18 protein-coding genes are annotated in these 19,730 nt (G+C 44.1%); 11 read left to right on the plus strand and 7 right to left on the minus strand.

Going from position 1 to position 19,730, the window contains the following annotated elements:
- Positions 1-117: 117 nt before the first annotated feature.
- Together FFR00_RS02400 and FFR00_RS02405 are read left to right on the plus strand one after the other, a co-directional pair.
- On the plus strand, positions 118-822 hold the full coding sequence (locus tag FFR00_RS02400; RefSeq protein WP_137671756.1) for an autoinducer binding domain-containing protein: 705 nt from the start codon (positions 118-120) through the stop codon (positions 820-822).
- 139 nt (positions 823-961) lie between these two features.
- Positions 962-1,627, plus strand: a complete 666-nt coding sequence (locus FFR00_RS02405; protein WP_137671757.1) for a trimeric intracellular cation channel family protein — start codon at positions 962-964, stop codon at positions 1,625-1,627.
- Here FFR00_RS02405 and FFR00_RS02410 read toward each other — a convergent pair.
- Positions 1,624-2,802 (minus strand): 3-phosphoglycerate dehydrogenase family protein, encoded by a 1,179-nt coding sequence (locus FFR00_RS02410; RefSeq protein WP_137671758.1) that lies wholly within the window; start codon positions 2,800-2,802, stop codon positions 1,624-1,626. The genes FFR00_RS02405 and FFR00_RS02410 overlap by 4 nt on opposite strands.
- 81 nt (positions 2,803-2,883) lie before the next feature.
- Entirely contained in the window at positions 2,884-3,999 is a 1,116-nt protein-coding gene (locus FFR00_RS02415; protein WP_137671759.1) for a phosphoserine transaminase, read from the minus strand.
- Positions 4,000-4,408: 409 nt separating this feature from the next.
- On the opposite strand from FFR00_RS02415, the gene FFR00_RS02420 reads away from it, so the two are divergent.
- The 6 genes from FFR00_RS02420 (at position 4,409) to glgC (ending at position 10,079) form a co-directional block, all read left to right on the plus strand.
- Positions 4,409-4,843, plus strand: coding sequence for an NUDIX domain-containing protein (locus tag FFR00_RS02420; RefSeq protein WP_137671760.1), 435 nt, complete (start codon positions 4,409-4,411; stop codon positions 4,841-4,843).
- A gap of 103 nt (positions 4,844-4,946) precedes the next feature.
- Positions 4,947-6,413: a multiheme c-type cytochrome gene (locus FFR00_RS02425; RefSeq protein WP_137671761.1), complete on the plus strand. Its 1,467-nt coding sequence runs from the start codon at positions 4,947-4,949 to the stop codon at positions 6,411-6,413.
- Positions 6,414-6,462: 49 nt separating this feature from the next.
- Positions 6,463-7,029, plus strand: coding sequence for a NapC/NirT family cytochrome c (locus FFR00_RS02430; RefSeq protein ID WP_137671762.1), 567 nt, complete (start codon positions 6,463-6,465; stop codon positions 7,027-7,029).
- Between the two features lie 114 nt (positions 7,030-7,143).
- The gene (locus tag FFR00_RS02435) at positions 7,144-7,686 is read left to right on the plus strand and encodes an acyl-CoA thioesterase (RefSeq protein WP_137671763.1); all 543 of its coding nucleotides are present in this window, start codon (positions 7,144-7,146) and stop codon (positions 7,684-7,686) included.
- 80 nt (positions 7,687-7,766) lie between these two features.
- Positions 7,767-8,489, plus strand: a complete 723-nt coding sequence (locus FFR00_RS02440) for a transporter substrate-binding domain-containing protein (RefSeq protein ID WP_137671764.1) — start codon at positions 7,767-7,769, stop codon at positions 8,487-8,489.
- Between the two features lie 336 nt (positions 8,490-8,825).
- Entirely contained in the window at positions 8,826-10,079 is a 1,254-nt protein-coding gene (gene glgC, locus FFR00_RS02445) for a glucose-1-phosphate adenylyltransferase (protein WP_137671765.1), read from the plus strand.
- 41 nt (positions 10,080-10,120) lie between these two features.
- On the opposite strand, the gene FFR00_RS02450 is transcribed toward glgC, so the two are convergent.
- Together FFR00_RS02450 and FFR00_RS02455 are read right to left on the minus strand one after the other, a co-directional pair.
- Positions 10,121-11,365, minus strand: a complete 1,245-nt coding sequence (locus FFR00_RS02450) for an EAL domain-containing protein (protein WP_161985072.1) — start codon at positions 11,363-11,365, stop codon at positions 10,121-10,123.
- A 94-nt stretch (positions 11,366-11,459) separates the two neighbouring features.
- Positions 11,460-14,141, minus strand: a complete 2,682-nt coding sequence (locus FFR00_RS02455) for a nitrate reductase (protein WP_137671767.1) — start codon at positions 14,139-14,141, stop codon at positions 11,460-11,462.
- A 537-nt stretch (positions 14,142-14,678) separates the two neighbouring features.
- On the opposite strand from FFR00_RS02455, the gene FFR00_RS02460 reads away from it, so the two are divergent.
- Together FFR00_RS02460 and FFR00_RS02465 are read left to right on the plus strand one after the other, a co-directional pair.
- The gene (locus FFR00_RS02460) at positions 14,679-14,984 is read left to right on the plus strand and encodes a hypothetical protein (RefSeq protein ID WP_137671768.1); all 306 of its coding nucleotides are present in this window, start codon (positions 14,679-14,681) and stop codon (positions 14,982-14,984) included.
- A 110-nt stretch (positions 14,985-15,094) separates the two neighbouring features.
- Positions 15,095-16,510, plus strand: a complete 1,416-nt coding sequence (locus FFR00_RS02465) for a PepSY domain-containing protein (protein WP_137671769.1) — start codon at positions 15,095-15,097, stop codon at positions 16,508-16,510.
- A gap of 70 nt (positions 16,511-16,580) precedes the next feature.
- Here the strand turns inward: FFR00_RS02465 and FFR00_RS02470 are convergent, their stop codons facing one another.
- Together FFR00_RS02470 and FFR00_RS02475 are read right to left on the minus strand one after the other, a co-directional pair.
- Entirely contained in the window at positions 16,581-16,940 is a 360-nt protein-coding gene (locus tag FFR00_RS02470; protein WP_137671770.1) for a hypothetical protein, read from the minus strand.
- 4 nt (positions 16,941-16,944) lie between these two features.
- Entirely contained in the window at positions 16,945-17,715 is a 771-nt protein-coding gene (locus tag FFR00_RS02475) for a ribonuclease H family protein (RefSeq protein WP_137671771.1), read from the minus strand.
- Between the two features lie 244 nt (positions 17,716-17,959).
- On the opposite strand from FFR00_RS02475, the gene FFR00_RS02480 reads away from it, so the two are divergent.
- Positions 17,960-19,312: a diguanylate cyclase gene (locus FFR00_RS02480; protein WP_137671772.1), complete on the plus strand. Its 1,353-nt coding sequence runs from the start codon at positions 17,960-17,962 to the stop codon at positions 19,310-19,312.
- Between the two features lie 107 nt (positions 19,313-19,419).
- On the opposite strand, the gene FFR00_RS02485 is transcribed toward FFR00_RS02480, so the two are convergent.
- Entirely contained in the window at positions 19,420-19,659 is a 240-nt protein-coding gene (locus tag FFR00_RS02485) for a YdcH family protein (RefSeq protein ID WP_137671773.1), read from the minus strand.
- Positions 19,660-19,730: the final 71 nt, after the last annotated feature.

Raw genomic sequence — 19,730 nt, forward strand, 5'->3', positions numbered from 1 at the left:
AAAGCATTCTGACGGCAAGGCTTCAATTGTCAACATTAACAGTTGCGCTATACTGGTTACTCTACAACAAAATGATTATGCTCAATATATGCATAACTAGGAGATGATAGCCCGCTCATGGAAGCTTGGTTAGAAGAACAATTCTGCTTGTTAGAGACTCAAGGTTCTAGCGATGCCTTTTTTAAAGAGTTATCAAAAATTACCAATGCTTTAGGTTTTGATTTTTGTGCGTATGGCTTGCGAGTTCCTTACCCCCTATCTGCCCCTCGTACAGAAATGCTCAATAACTACCCCACCATCTGGCAGCAGACCTACCAGGCCAAAAATTATTTAACGGTAGATCCTACTGTTCATCATGGAATGAGCTCACAGTTGCCGATTGTATGGAGCGACCAAGTTTTTTCTCAAGCGCCTGAATTAATGGAAGATGCTCGCGCTTTTGGATTGGAGTATGGTTGGGCTCAGTCCTCTCGCCAAGCCAACGGAACCGTTGGAATGCTCACATTAGCTCGCTCCGCAGACATGCTTACCCCCGCAGAACTAGAACGTTACCGCTATCAGTTATTATGGTTAACTCAGGTTGCCCACCATGGTCTTTCTTCACGAATTACCACTGAGAAAATAGACATGCCTGATTTAAGCATGCGCGAGTTAGAAATGCTGAAATGGACTGCCGACGGTAAAACCGCTGAAGAAATTGCCACCATTCTTAATATCACGGCTCGCACTGTTAATTTTCATATTAGTCAGGCTATGCGAAAGCTCGATGTAGTAAATAAAACCGCTGCAACAGTAAAAGCCGCCTTAATGGGCATGATTTAAGAGAATAGCTGAACCTAGAGAGTCATCAGCTCTAATCTAATATGCTCAAAACAGCTAGGCTTCAATTGTTAAAAATCAAAGCCTAGTTGGCATTAGCTCACTATACTTTAGCGGTTTTTAACTGGCTTACGATTTCATAATGACTTTAGATTTTCACTCCACACTGTATCAATTTGGCTTAATTGCGGTTTTTGTATTTGCTTTAACGGGGGCTTTAGCCGCTGCCAAACGCGAGCTAGATATATTAGCCTTTGTATTTGTTGGTATCGTCACCGGCATTGGTGGCGGCACGATTCGTGATTTACTGCTACGTACAGACCACATATTTTGGATAGCCGATCCAAGCTACTTAACTGTGTGCATTGTTGCCTCGGTAATGACTTACTTCTTTGCCCATTGGGTAATCAAAATTGACCGCATCTTGCTGTGGATGGACGGTGCAGGCATTGCATTGTTTGCAGTATTAGGCACCAGTAAAGCCTTAAGTTATGAGGTTTCGCCTTTGGTAGCGATATTGATGGGAGTGATTAGTTCAACCCTAGGCTCGGCCATTCGAGACTTAATGCTACAGACCAAGCTAGTGATATTTGAACCGGAAATTTATGTAACAGCCTGCCTGTTAGGCAGTGTTAGTTATGTTGTGCTGGGGTATTTTGAAGTACCAGAGTTAACCAATATATTGCTATCGAGTGGGGCAGCCTTTTTGTTGCGCATTCTAGCCATTGAGCTGGACTTAAGGTTTCCCAGTTTTACACTATCGAAGCTGCAAAACCGGGAAATTCGTAAACAACAACACAAGCCTTAAGCGTGCTCTCCAATCGCATTCACATGGAATACATGCTCTACGCCGGCAATGGCGTCTAACAAGCTTTGGGTGGCAGGCGTGGCAATATCCATCAAGGTATAAGCAATATCGTTACGGCTCTTGTTCAACATATCGATAACGTTAATATCCATGTCTGAGAGCAAAGCTAATACATTGCTGAGTACTTTGGGTACATTATCGTTAGCAAAAGCGATACGGAAGCCCTCAGTGCGGCTGAGCTTAATATTAGGAAAGTTTACAGAGTTGTGAATGTTGCCATTCTCTAGGAAATCAATAAGCTGCCTAGCCGCCATCACCGCGCAGTTTTGTTCTGCTTCGTTGGTACTAGCACCTAAGTGCGGCAGCATAAGTACTTGCGGATGATTCAACAAAGCAAGGCTTGGGAAGTCCGTTACATACTGCGCTAACTGCTGTTGCGACAAAGCGGTTAATAAGGCGTCTTCATCCACAATGCTACCGCGAGCAAAATTAAGTAACACTGCGCCACGTTTTAGCGACGCTAAGTTATCACTATTAATTAGCCCTGTTGTATTTTTGTTTGCAGGTACATGAATAGTGACGTAATCGCTCAGCGCTAATAAATCTTTTAATTCATCAGCACACTCAACATCTGATGACAAACGCCAAGCAGCTTGAACACTAAGTGCCGGATCAAAGCCGACAACCTTCATCCCTAAAGCTAAAGCAGCATGCGCAACTTCAGCGCCAATAGCCCCTAGGCCAATGACACCGAGGGTTTTCCCGGTTAGCTCAGAGCCCACAAAACGCTTCTTTTCACCTTCAACAGTCAGTTGCAAGGCACTGGCATCTAATTCGCTATCAAGGCTATTGATAAAACTAAGGCCCGATGCAATATTTCTAGCACTTAATAACATGCCACCCAACACCAACTCTTTAACAGCGTTAGCATTAGCACCTGGGGTATTAAAAACAACGATGCCCTGTTCGGAGCAACGCTGAATGGGAATATTGTTAACGCCCGCTCCGCAACGCGCCAAGGCTTTAACTTCTGTTGGAAAGTCATAGTCATGTAAATTAGCGCTGCGCAGCATAATAGCGTCTGGCGCAGCTTGGCCCTCGGCCACTTGGTAGCGCTCAGTAAAACACGCCAACCCTTGTTGGTGAATATTATTAATGGTCCGAATATTCGGCATACAGTTTCTCCCTAAACAACAAATCTTGTGTTTTCCGTGACAAACTGCAGCACGAAAATGTATTAATTTTTTACATTACGCTTATAAGCACACCTGCCGATAAGCCCACGCTAGCCATGGCATAAAGCGACTTAAATCTTCTTGCTCTACCGTAGCGCCACACCAAATACGCAAGCCCGCTGGCGCATCGCGATATGCCCCTATATCAAACGCCACCTGCTCTTGGTCGAGTAAAGCAATAATGCTTTTAACTTGATCGCTACTCGCCTTCAAGGTTAGACATACACTGGTATTAGATAAGATTTCGGGTTGTTGAGCTAAAAAGCTAATCCAGTCATTTTCGGCTACAAACTGCTTTATGACTTCGAGGTTTTGTTGGGATTTTTTGATGCTGGCACTGACTCCCCCGAGCGATTCCACCCACTGGAGGGCATCGACATAGTCCGCCACACATAACATCGACGGCGTGTTAATCGTTTCGCCTTTGAATATACCTTCAATGAGTTTCCCTCCCTGGGTTAATCGAAATACTTTTGGCATTGGCCAAGTAGGTTGATAACTTTCTAAGCGCTCAACTGCCCTAGGGCTGAGAATAATCACTCCGTGAGCCCCCTCTCCGCCTAAGGCTTTTTGCCAGCTATAAGTTACTACATCTAACTTTTCCCATGGCAATGGCATAGCAAATACCGCTGAGGTAGCATCACAAATTGTTAAGCCACTGCGCTGCGAATTGATCCAATCACCATTAGGCACAGCCACACCCGAGGTGGTGCCATTCCATGTAAAAATGCAATCGTTGTCAGGATTCGCTTGGTTCATATCTGGCAACTGACCATAGTCACTGCTGTAGTGATTAACCTGCTCCAACTTAAGTTGCTTGGTCACGTCGGTAAACCAACCTTTGCCAAACGATTCCCAGGAAAACAAATCTACCGCTTTCTCGCCCAACAGTGACCACATCACCATTTCCATTGCGCCAGTATCAGAACCGGGAACGATGCCTACACGGTAACCTTCTGGAAGGTCTAATAATTGATGAGTTAACTCAATGGCTTGAGCCAATTGTGCCTTACCAATCTTACTGCGGTGTGAACGCCCCAAAGCATCGTTGTTTAATTGTTCGAGCTGGTAGCCGGGTCGTTTAGCACAAGGCCCAGATGAAAAATTTGGGCAATTGGGTTTTAACTGCGGTTTCATTGACTATCCTTGTAGGTGAATGCCAGTGGCAATAATGAAAATAAGCTAAAGGCAGTATATGCCAGAGTTCACGGCTAGAAAATGACCTAGCACCAGTTTTACTGTCCGTCAAAAACTTCAATACAATCAATGGAAAACCAAACAAAAATCAGAAAGTTAAACGGTAAAAACCTTCATCTCATAAACCTTCTCACTGTTTTAAACGTAAAATTCACCAGATAAAACTTATCAAATAGACAGGGCTTTTCATCGCTAATAAAGCTCGCTACTATCAATCAAATTGTCTTAGAAAGTGAGTATTCACCTGCCTACTCCTCGTTTTTGCCCTCAGTGTGGCCAAACTAGCTTAAAACAGCGAGATGCTAAAAAGTGGGCTTGTCAGCAGTGTCAATTTAGCTATTTTCATAATATGGCTTCCACCGCGGGAGCACTGATCATTGTTGAGCAAGAGCTATTACTGGTAGAACGGGCGATTAATCCTAAAAAGGGATGTTGGGATTTACCGGGCGGTTTTGTTGAATACCATGAAAGCCTAGAGCAAGGTCTACAAAGAGAGCTAGAAGAAGAGCTAGGTTTACTCATTACCAGCCAACAACTGCAGTACTTTGGTTCTTATGCCAATCAATATCGCTATAACGAGGTGCTGTATCATACCTGCGATGCTTTCTTTATTTGCCAGTTAAGCCACAAACCTAATCTACACGCCAAAGACGATGTGGCCAGTTTGCAATGGCACTCTCTTAAAAAGCTGCCTTTTAACAACATTGCTTTTAGTTCTGTTAATCAAGGACTTAATGATTTAGTTAAAAACCGTCCGCAACAGTTTACAAATAATTCACATTAAATTGATTTAGATCGCCCTCCTTTATCCATATATCTACTAAGGTTAATTTGCTTAAAAAGCAAACAACAAGAACTTCTAGCAGGAAGCCACAGAGGGTACAAATATGGACAACCATCCCCGTAGTTCTAGTTTTATCACTGCCATTCTTACTTTGGCAGCAGCCTTGTGCTTGGTAATGTCATTTGCCACTAGCGCAGAACCTAAAGCCTTAGTGCTTAAACCATTTAAACAACTCAGTACGGAAAGCGCCGAATGTGCCGCTTGTCATAAAGAGAAAAATCCTTCCATTTACGCCCAGTGGGGGCGCTCCAAACACTATGGTGCTAACGTTGGCTGTTATGAATGCCACCAAGCGAGCCCTGAAGATAAAGACGCCATTACCCACGAAGGCCAAACCATTGCCGTTATTGTCTCACCTAAAGATTGCTCAACTTGCCACAACCAAGAAGTGGATGAATTTGCCAAAAGCCATCACGCTAAGGCTGCTCAAATTATCGGCTCTTTAGATAACTTCCTCGCAGAAGTGGTAGAAGGCGCACTCACCTTTAACGGCCAATCACCAGCGGCAGTAAATGGCTGCTGGCAGTGTCATGGTTCAGAAGTAAAAGTATTAGAAAACGGTGATTTAGATCCCACCACTTGGCCAAATACAGGGATTGGTCGAATTAACCCAGATGGCTCCTTAGGGGCTTGTACGGCATGTCACCAACGCCACGAGTTTTCCATGGAGCAAGCTCGCCGACCAGAAGCCTGTGGTAAATGTCACTTAGGCCCAGATCATCCACAAAAAGAAATCTATGAAGAATCGAAACACGGTATTAATTTCTACGCCAATGTAAATCGAATGAACTTAGACTCGGCCAAATGGATAGTGGGTGAAGACTACGACGCAGCGCCAACCTGCGCCACTTGTCATATGTCGGCAACCCGTGAGCTACCAGTAACTCACGATGTAGGCGATAGAATATCTTGGACACTACGCCCAGCCATTTCTGAGAAGATTGACGCCAAAGCGAAAGCTCAAGGCAAGGAAGTTAAATCTTGGGAAGCCCGTCGTGGCGACATGATGAATGTATGTGAATCTTGCCATACCAAGTCGATGGTTGATAATTTCTACCAGCAGTTCGACTCATTAGTTAACTTATATAACGACAAATTTGCTCGCCCCGGTAAAGAGTTGATGGACATACTGAAGAGCGAGAAAATGCTTACCGAAACAGCCTTTGATGAAGAGATAGAGTGGACATGGTTCTACCTATGGCACCACGAAGGTCGCCGCGCTCGCCACGGCGCAGCGATGCAAGCACCCGACTACGTTCAATGGCACGGTATGTTTGAAGTCGCAGAGCGTTTCTATATTGAATTGGTTCCTCAGTTCCTAGAAACAGTAGAAAAAGCAGAGCACGCAGGCAATACCGAAGGTGCAGAAAAAGCCCGTGCAATACTGGCAGAAATTCTCGACCGACCAGAGCACGCTTGGTTTAGCGGCAATGAGCCCGAAGAGGTGAAAAAAGCGCGTAAAGAAGCGCAAGCATCCTTTAAAGCTCGCTACTTGAGTGAAAGCAAATAGCCACTAGGGGGAGCAGCAATGCTCCCGCCTTATTAAAGAGGATGCTGATATGACAAATAAACAGCAGGCAACTCGGTGGCAACGGCTTTGGGCTTGGCTCAAAAAACCACTCATTATAGGCATACCCATTGGTGTATTTGTGTTGGTACTGGGCTTAGCTTCAGTGCAAGGCAGCTTGGTCTTGTCTAGCACTAATGAGTTTTGTTTTAGCTGCCATTTAAAAATGGATACGATAGTGCAGGAGTACAAAGCATCAAGTCACTATGGGGACGGCAGCAATATCGCCGCTACTTGTGCAGATTGCCATGTACCCCACCCTTATTTTGAGATGCTCAAAGTTAAAATTGCCGCCACCGCCGACATTTACCACATGATGGTAGGCACCATTACCAAGGAAAACTTTGAGGAGCATAGGCCAGCACTTGCTGAGACGGTATGGCGAGATTTTCAAGCTAATGACTCAGCCAACTGCAGACATTGCCACCAGGGGGATAATTTTGATCTATCTACTCAGCCACAACGTGCTCGCTTAAACCACCAGCAAATTGCGGCACGTGGTGAAACCTGCGTAGACTGCCACCAAGGCTTAACCCATAAGCGTATTGTTATAGAATAACGCTATAAATATACTTAAGTCTTCCGAGCATCAGCTTGGAAGACTTTTCTTTCCCCCCCTTTACTCATCCGACCTCGTGTGTTAAAAATTTGTAAAAAGCAAACTAAGTACCCAATGAATCACTATTTTCGCTTGTTAAGCATGTTTATCCGCCATTGGTTTGGCAGCAAAACCCATCAAGATCCTACCGACGACTTTGTTATTTCGCTACGTGCATTGCCCTTAGACTGTGATGCAAATATGCACCTCACTAACTCTCGCTACTTTAGCTTTGGGGACTTAGGTCGCATCGACATGATGCTCAAAACCAAGTTGGGATCAGTTGCCCTACAAAAACGTTGGCTAGGCGTGGTCAACGCGCAATCGGTCACCTATATTCGCCCAATTAAACCCATGAGCAAAATTGAGCTTCATAGCAAATTATTAGGTTGGGATGAGAAATATTGGTATTTTGAACATCGCTTTATTGCCAACAAAACCTTATATGCCAGCATACTGGTGCGCGGAGTATTTTTAAAAGGTAAAAAGCCAGTGCCAATGAGTGAATTACTCGGCTTGGTTGACTATACCGAGGCATCGCCAGAGCTGCCTTTGCGCGTGATTCACTGGAAGCAGCTGCTCTCAACTAAAAAACAAGAGTCACCCGCTTTAGCCTAAGAGGTTTTGCGACGCACAGAGTAAAATGAAAAAACCATCCTTTCTGCCATACTTGAGAAGGGATCGTTTTTGGATTTGCTATGTTGCCACTCAATATCATTCTCACCTTAGCGTTCATTCTCAGCAGCGGCTTACTGAGTGGCACTTTACAAGCTAAAACGATTACTCTCGCCACAAGCAAATCGGTCCCACCTTACATCATTAAAAATAGCCAATCAGGCATTCAACTGGACATCATCAAACAAGCTTTTGAGTTAGCCGGGCATCAGGTCGATCAGGTTATTTTCACCTCAAATATTCGCGCCGAAAAGATGCTTAAACAACAAGCAGTTGATGCCATTGTTAACGCCCCCAATACTGTTCAACATAGTTTTCTCTCCGACCCCGTCATCTTTTATCACAACGTAGCAATTAGCCTGAGTAGCCAAGATGTAGATTTACAACAGATTAGTCAGCTTGCTAAGTACAAACTACTGGCTTTTCAAAATGCAAAGAAGTACTTAGGCGAGCAATATGCTAACGCAGTTGCCCACGCTAAGTCTTATACAGAAGTGGCTAATCAATATGCTCAACTAGAACGTTTATATCGCGGTCAAGTTGATGTAATCATTATGGATAAACGCATATTCTCTTACTTAAACAAGCAACGATTAAAGCAAAAAAAGCCCGTTAAAAAGGTTAGCTTTCATACTATTTTTGAACCCTCCCCTCGCTTATTAGGTTTTCATCAAGCAGCGTTACGCGACCAGTTTAATCTTGGTTTAAAACGACTCAATGATCAGCGAGTTAAAGACTCCGAGTGAGCGATAGCAATAGCCAAACTGGCTAAACCAGTGAAAATATCGCTTTGGTATTACAATTAGAAAAAAGCGTTTATTTTTTACAGTTTACTTGCTGATTTCCAACCTTATTGCGCATAACAAAAAATTAACAGTTTATTAATCACACAAGCTTAAACTAGCAACACCGTCTGTGTTATTAAGGCTTAAAGACATGTATCAGATCACTTTATAGAAATATCACCTTTATTTTAGTTAACTAATAAAAGAAAAGGGTCAAAACTGTCATAAATGACAGTTACATTCAGCATGAAAACGCTATCATAGTAATTCAATCACGCCCATGAGGAAATTTTCGATATGTCCGAAAACCGCTATTCCCATACTTCTAGTAACCGCTTAGTTCGACGTTCTGTTGCTTTGGTTCTTGCTGGAGGTAAAGGCACTCGTTTAAAAGAACTCACCAACAAAGTTGCCAAGCCAGCTGTATCTTTTGGCGGCAAGTACCGCATTATTGATTTCACCTTATCTAACTGCATCAACTCGGGAGTACGAAATATTGGAGTACTCACTCAATATATGGCTCACGACTTGATCATGCATCTTCAATCTGGTTGGCAAATTCTCAATCCTGCACTTAATGAGCGTGTATCCATTATTCCTGCTCAGCAGCGTACTGGAGAAAACTGGTATCGCGGCACCGCCGATGCGGTATATCAAAACCTCGACATTATTGACCATGAGCACTATGACCGAGTATTGATTCTAGGCGGCGACCATATCTACAAAATGGACTACTCACGCATGATTAACTTTCATGCTGAAAACGGCGCAGATGTAACGGTGGCCTGTATTCGCAAACCACTTTCTCAAGCGTCTTCATTTGGCGTAATGGGTCTAGATAGCGAAGGACAAATTGTTGATTTTGAGGAAAAGCCTGAAAATCCCAAATCAGACCCTCACAATCCTGAGCTGGCGCTAGTGTCTATGGGCGTTTATATCTTCAACATGGACGTATTAGACGATGAACTGCGTCAAGGCTTGCTAACCCCTGGTTACTCTCATGATTTTGGTCACAACGTTATTCCAAACATGATTAAGAACCGTAAAGTTTATGGTTATGTATTTGCAGATAAAGGCCACCCAGGCCGCACCGCTTACTGGCGTGATGTAGGTGATATCGACGAATACTTTGCTGCAAATATGGATTTAGTCGACCCTGATCCAGAGCTTGATTTATACGACCGCGACTGGCCAATCATCACCGATCAAAAACAGCGTCCGGGTGCAAAGTTTGTATTTAACGAAGATGATCGCCGTGGTTACGCTACAGATTCGCTATTATCGGCGGGTACCATTGTTTCTGGAGCTAAGGTAAATCGTTCGTTGCTCTCGCTAGACGTGCGAGTGGAAGAACATACCGAACTTGACCAAGTGATCGCTCTCAATGGTTGTAGCATTGGTAAAAACTGTAAAATTCGCAAAGCAATTATTGCTGAAGACTGCGTAGTGCCAGACGGCACTGTGATTGGTTACAACGAAGAAGAAGACCGCCGCCGTTTCACCGTCTCTAAGGGCGGGGTAATACTCGTTGCTTGTGAAATGCTAAAATAAATTATTCAGCACTAGCAAACCGTTACGTTTGCTAGTGCTGTTTATTCGACAAATAAAGTGTCGTCTTCTACCTTACAGTCCACCAACAGTACCACGTCATTACTTAAGTAAGTGCTAAAGGTTTTACACATTATATGGCTGCTTGAGTCTCGGTAAATTTTCGATAGTATTAACTGCTGAGGTTTTACCGCATCCAACGCAACCAAAGCATGAAAGTAAGGCCTGAAACTCCAATTAAAACCCACAAATTGCTCATCTTCAGTAATACCTTGCTGATTGACATCGAAGTTAGGCGAAATTTGGGTACCGTCGGTTTTACAAAGAAAGTACCTAAGAATACCCGCTTGCATCAATTGTGCAGCTAAGCTCACCGTAGATTGCAATTGTTGCAGGGCGTGTTTCAAAGCTAGCACACTGGTTTTTACTTCGGCATTGTGCCTAACGGTTTCCAGCGTTTTCAGACTCTTTCGGTCTAAATAACTCGCGAGTAAGTCTTTTACTTTGTCTTGGCTAAGATCTGGGGCTAGAAAATTAAGATCAGCTTTATGGAACAACCAACCTTGCATGTATTTAGCACCACATTCTACGCCAAAGTGAAACTCTTGCTCAGTTTCTACGCCTTCACAAATTAGCTCACATCCAGCGCGCTGCGCCAAATCAGAAACCGACAATACCACATCGGCGGGCAAGCCTCCTCGAGTGGCATTTTTAAACAAACGCATGTCTAATTTAATAATGTCTGGTTCTAAAGCAATAATACGGTCTAACTGTGACGCGCCGGCACCAAAGTCATCAATGGCCACTTTCAAGCCCGCTTGATGATAAGCCTTCACTACTCGCTTTAAATTATCCACGTTACCGCTAGCTTCAGTAATTTCGATCACTACGCGAGCAGGGTCAATACCTATTTCATCTATCATTGAAATAGTGGGGGTGCACAGTTTGCTACTCAGCATATCGACCCAGTCGGGCACAATGTTAATGGTGAGGAAACCGCCCTGCACCGAGTTAGCAAATTGCTCTAAGGCATTTTTTCGAATGGAGCGGTCAAGATCTCGGCGATTACTCAAGGAATACTGGCTGTTAATAAAAATCTCACCGGCACTCACTACCTTGCCATTTTTGTTATGTGTTCTGGCTAGCGCCTCGTAACCGGCAATTTTACCGGTAGGCAAAAACACAATCGGTTGAAAATGCGGGTAGTAATGGTGCGGATTTAACAGCGGACGGTCTTCGGCTTTTATCGCCGATTTGATACTCACAACCTTATGACTAATATTGTCCAATACCCTCATCCTTGAAGTGTTGAGAAAAAGCTATCGCAAAAAATAAGCGCAAACCGTAGCGACAATTTGCGCTTATTTATGAATAGCTTAGTCGCTACTCCACGGTAACTGTTTTTATCATACGTTTGATTTCTGGTACACATGATCCACAATTAGTACCCGCCTTGCAATGGCTACCCACCTGGTCGGCGCTCTCGCAAGCATGTTCGGTAATCACATCGGCAATAGTTTGCTCGCGCACTTGATGACAAGAACAAACTATTTTACCCAAATCAGGAGCTGGACTAGTGCCCGCTAATACGCCTCGGCGAATATTGTCCGACATAGGTTGTTGTAGTAATGATTCTAACCAAGAACTGGCATTTAGCTGGCCCTTGGCAGTAACACTAAAACTTGAGAACAGCTCACCTTCAATCACTAAGGCTGAACGGTAACGTTGTTGCTCGGTATCAGCAAAATCGAGGCTTTGCAGCTTGCTATTGGTGAGCAAAAACTGCTTCAATTTACTGGCTAACTCCACCGCTTGGCTAGTATCGGCAATACGGTATAAATAGCCATCGCCCAAGCCTTGTTTTACCCAATAGTCTGCGGGTAAATCTTGGCATTGCTGCTTTGTTAATGGAGTTGCCGTTAGTAATACGGCTTCACTGACATAGTCCCACGAGCTTAATTTTACGGGTGTATGTTTCGATTCAGGCTGACCAGAAATGGGGTCAACTGAGCTATCAACCACTTGGCTAACTAAGCCATCACTGGAGTATTGTGCGTTCCAATGAATAGGCATGAATAAGTGCCCAGGTTTTTGCCCTTCACTAATACTTAAACGTACTTTAAGCGCCCCCACTTGGCTGGTTAGGCTCACTACGTCACCATCACATAAACCTTGGTTAGCAGCATCTTGTGGGTGAACCTCTAACAAAGGTTCTGAAGCGTGACTGCTTAACTGCGGTGCCAAACCTGTGCGTGTCATGGTATGCCATTGATCGCGCACACGGCCGGTATTGAGAACCAGCGGGAACGCTTGGCTCAATGGCTGCTGAGTGGTTTGGTTAGTTACCGCAATAAGTTGCGCTTTGCCAGAATCAGTCGAGAAGCGGCCGTCGCTAAACAAACTGCGGTTAGCGGCTTTTTTATATGTGGTAATAGGCCAACGTTGTGGCTCTATTTCATCAAAGGCCTGTTGATCTTTACCACTCAAACCACTGATATTGAATTTTCGTTTACTGTCATCGGCTAATACCCCCGATAAGGCTGCATGCTCACTAAAAATGTCAGCAGAGCTTTGAAAGTCAAAAGCTTGCGCAAAGCCCATTTTTTTAGCCACTTGGCTCAGCAAATACCAATCGGGCTTAGTATCACCCTCGGTCTTAACAAACGCACGTTGGCGAGAAATCATCCGCTCAGAATTGGTTACCGTGCCATCACGCTCCCCCCAACCTGCTGCAGGTAAAAGAACATCGGCGTAACGCGTGGTATCTGTTTCAGCAATACAATCTGACACGACAACTAAGGGACAATTGAGTAAGGCTTCTCTCACCTTTGCCGACTCAGGCAAGCTTACCGCTGGGTTAGTCCCCATTATCCATATTGCTTTAATCTCACCACTGCCCACTTTTTCAAAGAGGTCTATCGCTTTATGACCTGGCTTTTGGCTAAGAGTATCGGTTTTCCAAAACTGCGATAACGCCGCCAAATGCTCTGGCACATAATCTAAATGCCCTGCTAATAAATTAGACAGCGCACCAACTTCGCGCCCTCCCATGGCATTGGGCTGGCCCGTAATAGAGAATGCACTAGCACCCAACTTACCTATTTTTCCGGTTGCTAAGTGGTTGTTAATAATGGCGTTAACTTTATCTACGCCTTGGCTACTTTGATTCACCCCTTGGCTAAATACCGTTACACAGCGTTGATTGTCCGCAAACAACTGGAAAAAACGCAGCAGAGCCTCGGGCTCAACACCGCACGTTTTTGCTAGTGCGGGTAAATCACCTGCATCTTCTACCGCACTCGCTACTGCATTTTCAAAACCCTCGGTAAACTGGCCAATGTATTCGGCATCTAGTTTTCCGTGCTCACTCAAATATGCGAGCAAACCATTAAACAAAGCGACATCAGTGCCGCCATTTAAGGGAAGGTGTAAATCGGCAATGTCACAACTGTCGGTACGACGCGGATCGATCACCACCACCTTTAAGTTGGGGTTTGCTTGCTTAGCGCGCTTTAACCGCTGATAAACGATGGGATGACACCAAGCAAGATTAGACCCCACTAAGGTCACTAATTCAGCATGCTCTAAGTCTTCATAACTTCCTGGAACAATGTCTTCACCAAAAGCACGTTTGTGGCCAGCCACCGCTGAAGACATACATAACCGAGAGTTAGAATCGATATTTGAGCTACCGATAAAGCCTTTAATAAGCTTATTGGCAACATAGTAGTCTTCGGTTAACAATTGGCCGGATACATAAAAGGCCACAGATTCAGAACCATGTTCGGCAAGAGTTTGGCTTAGGCGAGAGGCCACATAACTTAGCGCCTTATCTAGGGGCTCTTTATGACCTTTAATGTAAGCGCTTTGCAAGCGCCCTTCTTTAATCACTGTTTCGCCTAAAGCCGAGCCTTTTGAACAAAGCAAACCACTGTTTGCGGGGTGGGCTTGGTCGCCTCTCACTTCAACCGTTCCGTTATTCGCTACCTTCGCTTCTACGCCACACCCGGTGCCACAATATGGGCAGGTGGTTTTAATCCATTGTTGAGATTGCTGTTGAGACACGCTGTATACTCCTCACCGTATTCATTCGCGAGTCGATGCTCTTCGCCCGCGTTTTATAAGGAATACATAGCAAGAGATGAACCAACAAAAAGCGCTAAAAAACCTATTACTTAAGGAGTAGAAAAAGCAGATATTGGCGCTAAAACCCCCTCAAAAAAACAGTCTGAGATAAACCTTGCACTCGATTGGTGCGAAACATCCCGAATTTGAGCCTTCTTGAATGTGCTAGCAAACCCGCTTTACCAACTAAAGATCTGTAAAATAGGCCTACATTTACGTTGCTCGGCTTTCTCGCACACCACCTCCATACTCTTGCTGCATGCCGCTTAGTGACTTCTACTCACCTTTTTGACAATTTTATTGCGACATCTGCTTGCAAATAAGCAAATGTTAAATAAGATCACCAATTAAGTTAACGGTGGTATTTCAGCAAGTGCTGAATTTGCTGCGCCTCAGGGATGAGTCAACATAAAACGTACAAATATTAAACATTGGGTACTATCAGCCTGGTTATGCAGTTGGCTGTTGATTACCCTTATGCCAGTGATTAACGCGCACAGCTCTAGTGCTGGCGTTTGGCAGTCTATTTGTACTTTAGGTGGCTTTAAACTGGTTCAAGTAGAAGGTGCCAGCGACAACTCACCGCATTCCTCAAAAGGCAATCATTGTTCTTTAAGTCAGTTCAGCACTGTTGGTCATTCGGCGTTTACCCATTCGCTGTATCAACTGCTTGCTTTAGTGGCCATTACCCCAAGCTATTGGCTGGAAACCAGTAATACGCGTTACCTAGTGCAAAGCCCACGCTCACCTCCCACAACATTCTTTACTGATACTTTTTTCTAAGCCAATTTAGTCACTAATAAGTAATCTGAATAGTGTGTATTTGCGCCTTTATTTATAACAAATCGAAGGTGTAAGCAGGCTATTTAGCAGCTATGTAAAGGATAAATGTCATGTTAAGCAAACCTGCTGTACAGACTGAAACACCTCTAAAAACAACAACTAAAAACCCGAAGTTATTTTATTTTGTGGCCTGGCGCTGGCATTTTTACGCCGGCCTATTTGTGGTGCCATTTCTAATTGTGCTATCGCTAACTGGGTTAGTCATGCTTTACGACGATGCCATTGAACAAGCTGAATACTCGCAAATTATAAATATCGAACCTCAAACAACGCCGCTGGCCCCTTCTGTACAATTGGCTGCAGTAGCAGCGCAATATCCCAATACACAAGTAAAACAATACCTCACTCCACCCGCGCCAGATAAAGCCAGCCGTTTTGCCATTTCAAACCAAAGTGATGCGGCTTTATTTATCACCGTTAATCCCTATACCGCAGAGGTATTAGGCGAAATAAATCGAGATGAAAGCTGGTACAGCCTAGCCAACGACATTCATGGCACTTTACTCATCGGTGATACAGGAGACAGGCTAATTGAAATAGCTGCCAGCCTAAGCATTGTATTGCTAATCACCGGCTTATATCTTTGGTGGCCAAGAGACAAAGCCAGTAAAGCGGGCTTTCTAAAAATTCGTTTCAATAGCGGGAAAAGGCTATTGTGGCGTGATTTACATGCCAACATCGGTGTTATTACAGGTGTATTTTTGCTGCTATTTTTGGTGTCTGGCTTATCTTGGGCCGGTATTTGGGGCGGCAAATTCGTAAAACCGTGGAACAGTTTTCCTGCAGAAAAGTGGGACAATGTGCCGCTATCTGAAGTCGACCACAGCAGCATGAACCACAGCCAAAGCAAAGAGGTAGCTTGGAACTTAGAGCAAACCCCAATGCCCAACTCGAAGGCGCAGCTCAATACGCTACATGCAGCTAACTCATTGAATATCGATCAGGTGGTAAACTTTGCTTTAGCCAATGGGTTTAGCCGATTCAGAGTTAACTTTCCTAGCTCTGAGACAGGTGTTTTTACCGTTTCAGCCAATACCATGAGTGGTGATATTAGCGATGCCACCCAAGATAGAACCACCCATATAGACCAATACAGCGGTGAAGTTCTGGCTGAAGCTGCCTGGCCAGACTACAGCCTAATGGCTAAGTTTATGGCTGCTGGCATTGCGCTTCACCAAGGTGATATGGGGTTAGCAAATGTTATTGCCAACACTTTACTATGTGTAGCCTTTGTCTTTATTGCGATATCTGGGGTGGTGATGTGGTGGTTACGCAGGCCTAAAGGGGCGTTGAATCTTGCTGCGCCACCACTGCCACAAAACCTGCCATTATGGAAATCTGCCAGCCTAGTAATGATTGCAGTATCGCTCATGTTCCCCTTAGCAGGCATCAGTTTGCTTAGCGTACTGCTGTTAGATTTTATCTTACTATCTCGTGTACCAGTGCTGAAACGGTTAACAGATTAGGTAAATTAAAGACATAAAAAAGCCAGAGTGAACCGTTGTTCGCTCTGGCTTTTAAGCTCTCATGTATCACTCACTCATTAGCAGGGGTGAAGTAAGTTTTTATCCATTCATAAAAAACCGCTTCAGACAGTTCAGCGTTAGCCAAACTTATAAACTCACCATCTGGGTCTTGGTCTTTATAAGAGAACTGATAAGACACTTGCTCGGGATCTTGGTCATGTAAAACCACAATAATTCGTTTGCCTGATTTTAAGCAATCAATGGTCATAATATCTGCTGGCACGCCATTTTTTCGCATGTTACGGCTTATGCCAATCACCGGGTCAATATCTTTAAAATCTTGCTGAATACGAAAATGCGCCAAGTTAGCCACATCAGAAAGACTGACTAAACGTTGCTCGCTGAGCGATTTTGCTTGCGTGTTTTCCATTACATCACCCCGCGCGCAAAGCTAAAATAGCTTTTAAATCAATTGGCTGAGGGTAAGCGCAAAACTGCGGGTCTTTCTCGGCGATAGCATGAATTGACATACGGTCGGCCAACTCATTCCCTTCAACCCCCACGTGACCATTAACATGTAACACCTGAATCTTGTCTTTTAGCTCTTGGTGGCGTTCAAACATTTCTTGAATAAGTGCTAAGTTCTTAATTTCACCTGAAGCTTTTTTCCATCCCTTCTTCTTCCAGCCTGCCGCCCATTGGGTGACGCACTGAATCGAATATTTAGAATCACATAAAATAGCCACTCGGTTACCATTGGCCAATTCTTGTTTGGCCATGATTAATGCTTGGTTTAAGGCATTTAACTCAGCAGTATTATTGGTCCCCATCGGGTTATACAAACCGTACCACAGCTCAGCCACTTTATTGTTCCGATACAAAGCAATGCCCGATCCCGCTTTACCTGGGTTAGGCTCACAGCCGCCATCAGTAAATATTTTCACTTCTGCCGCCAGTTTATCTATCTCGGCTGCAGTATAGGTTTTAACGGTTTGCCCGGCGCTACGTTTTCTTGCTGGCGCAGCGGCTCCTGAGCTACCACTAGTACTGGCTTTGCCACCAAACGCCGCTTCTGCTTCAGCTTTCGTAGGAAAGGATTTATATCTCGCGCCTGCAAACTTATCGATTTGTCGTTTACAGGTAGGCCAATCGGTAAATATGCCGGTTTCGCGACCCTGCCACACTACGTAATACTTTTTAGCCATGACGAACTCTTTTGATTATTTGCTGGCTAATATACCGAGCAAACGCAGCGCAGGAAATGATTAAGTGACAATACACAGCTCTGCATTGCGCTATTTAGCTCACTATGCTGCTAATTTGAGCAACAAAGTGATCTGCTTAGAGTTAAACATCACAAACTCTATATTTACTTAAGCCCGTTTATAAACAAGCAGTTTCCTTAGGCTAAAGTATAAACATCTTAAGCAACCCATAGAGCAACATGCAGTGTTTGTAGGCTTACAAAAGAAAGCTAATTTAGTCTTTATTTTATCGTCTATTTTATTTTTTAGCGCAGCCATTGCGGGCACTCAATTCGCCACTCAATATTTTGTGGCTCATGAATCTAAAAAAGTAGAGGCGGTGCTCAGCAAAAACTTAGCACTTGTTCGTTCAAAATTTGAAGCCAACATCTTTCAAGATACCTATTTAGCCGACAGCCTTGCCACTGTAGTTACCATAGACCCTGACCTAGCCACTAATCACTGGAAAACCATTGCCCAAAAGTTACTCAACAAAGCCAACTTTGTAAGAAATGTAGGCATTGCTCCTAACAATATTATCTCTATGGTTTACCCACTTGACGGCAACGAAGGCGCCATTGGGCTTGATTTTAGAACCAAGCCAGAACAGCTAAAAAGCGTATTAAAAGCCAAACAAATGAAGCAGGTTTATATCGCAGGTCCCCTGCCGTTGGTGCAGGGAGGAATTGGCTTAATTGCGCGCTATCCTATTTTTTCGGATTACCCAGTGAACAAACAGTACTGGGGAGGCGTGAGTGTTGTGATGGATTACCAGAAAATGATCAGTGATACCGGCTTAGACAGATTTGACGGCGCCAGTATTTCTCTGAGAAAACACACCATCGACGGCGCAGCAGGCGAGGTTTTTTATGGTGAAGAGTCAACCTTCTCACAAGCAGATGTAGAGCACATCATTCGCTTACCCTCGGGCAGTTGGTTAATGGCTGCCAAATTCAATATTGATGAGCTTAAGCACATTCAAGAAACCAAAGATCTATCCAACGCTATTGGCGGCATTGCCACACTGCTGGTTTACTTAATGCTGGTATTGCACTTTTTGCATTATAAACAAGTTCATAAAGCCTCTTTGTTAGACGAACTCACCCAACTGCCTAACCGGCGTTACGTGCTCAACTTACTGGACGAGCTCACTACAAAAAGCATGGTGCGCAACAACTTTGCGCTACTCAACATAGATCTAAATGGGTTTAAGCGGGTAAACGACAGTATTGGACACCAAGCGGGTGACGAATTGTTAAAGCATGTCTCTGCTCAACTTATTGCAAATGTTCGCGGCTCGGATACCGTTGCACGATTTGGCGGAGATGAGTTTGTAGTTGTACTGCGTGGCATAACCAATGACGCCAGCGCGAAGAAGATCATCAGCAAAATTCAACAAGCAGTAGAAGCCAGTGACTTGCTTTGGTACGAACAGCGTATTTCACCGTCTTTAAGCGTTGGCTTTACCTTGTATCAAGGCCAAGAAACCAATGTAAAACAACTCCTATCAGACGCTGACAAAAGCATGTATCAACAAAAAAGAGGATTGAAAGAATAAACCAAGGTGGGAATGTTTATCACAGCAAATAGGCCAAGGGCCGACAGTACTTTAGGCATAACCAGCTATCAAGCTATTAAAGATACCATCGACCCACTGTTAGCTACTCAGGCACTTTTCAACCGTTGGTAAAGCGCATCTTTTAATACTGACCGGTCATGTTTTAGCTTATGCATTGCTTCATCATCAATCGGCCCACCTTGCAGCTCAAGCACTCTAATTTCTTTATCTAAGATATTGTAATGCTTAGTATCTTTAGCAAAACCAGCGTCACTTTTTACCAAAGCAGTAATCGTATCTAAAAACTCAGGGAACTCGTTCACTAAGGAATGATCTTCACCTAACATAAAAACTCCTTTCAAATTAAGGCCACAGAAACTAAAAGCTTAGCTTAAAGCGTAAGAATCTAACAACTAGC

The organism is Agarivorans sp. Toyoura001, from assembly GCF_005405585.1.
In the GTDB taxonomy this organism is placed as follows: domain Bacteria; phylum Pseudomonadota; class Gammaproteobacteria; order Enterobacterales; family Celerinatantimonadaceae; genus Agarivorans.

Bases quoted from the DNA above. Each gene is read 5' to 3' on its own strand.
- FFR00_RS02475 (WP_137671771.1), bottom strand. From the start codon at position 17,715: ATGGCTAAAAAGTATTACGTAGTGTGGCAGGGTCGCGAAACCGGCATA.
- FFR00_RS02415 (WP_137671759.1), bottom strand. From the start codon at position 3,999: ATGAAACCGCAGTTAAAACCCAATTGCCCAAATTTTTCATCTGGGCCT.
- FFR00_RS02465 (WP_137671769.1), top strand. From the start codon at position 15,095: ATGTTAAGCAAACCTGCTGTACAGACTGAAACACCTCTAAAAACAACA.
- FFR00_RS02425 (WP_137671761.1), top strand. From the start codon at position 4,947: ATGGACAACCATCCCCGTAGTTCTAGTTTTATCACTGCCATTCTTACT.
- FFR00_RS02420 (WP_137671760.1), top strand. From the start codon at position 4,409: ATGGCTTCCACCGCGGGAGCACTGATCATTGTTGAGCAAGAGCTATTA.
- FFR00_RS02470 (WP_137671770.1), bottom strand. From the start codon at position 16,940: ATGGAAAACACGCAAGCAAAATCGCTCAGCGAGCAACGTTTAGTCAGT.
- glgC (WP_137671765.1), top strand. From the start codon at position 8,826: ATGTCCGAAAACCGCTATTCCCATACTTCTAGTAACCGCTTAGTTCGA.
- FFR00_RS02405 (WP_137671757.1), top strand. From the start codon at position 962: ATGACTTTAGATTTTCACTCCACACTGTATCAATTTGGCTTAATTGCG.
- FFR00_RS02485 (WP_137671773.1), bottom strand. From the start codon at position 19,659: ATGTTAGGTGAAGATCATTCCTTAGTGAACGAGTTCCCTGAGTTTTTA.
- FFR00_RS02460 (WP_137671768.1), top strand. From the start codon at position 14,679: ATGCCAGTGATTAACGCGCACAGCTCTAGTGCTGGCGTTTGGCAGTCT.
- FFR00_RS02410 (WP_137671758.1), bottom strand. From the start codon at position 2,802: ATGCCGAATATTCGGACCATTAATAATATTCACCAACAAGGGTTGGCG.
- FFR00_RS02400 (WP_137671756.1), top strand. From the start codon at position 118: ATGGAAGCTTGGTTAGAAGAACAATTCTGCTTGTTAGAGACTCAAGGT.
- FFR00_RS02435 (WP_137671763.1), top strand. From the start codon at position 7,144: ATGAATCACTATTTTCGCTTGTTAAGCATGTTTATCCGCCATTGGTTT.
- FFR00_RS02440 (WP_137671764.1), top strand. From the start codon at position 7,767: ATGTTGCCACTCAATATCATTCTCACCTTAGCGTTCATTCTCAGCAGC.
- FFR00_RS02430 (WP_137671762.1), top strand. From the start codon at position 6,463: ATGACAAATAAACAGCAGGCAACTCGGTGGCAACGGCTTTGGGCTTGG.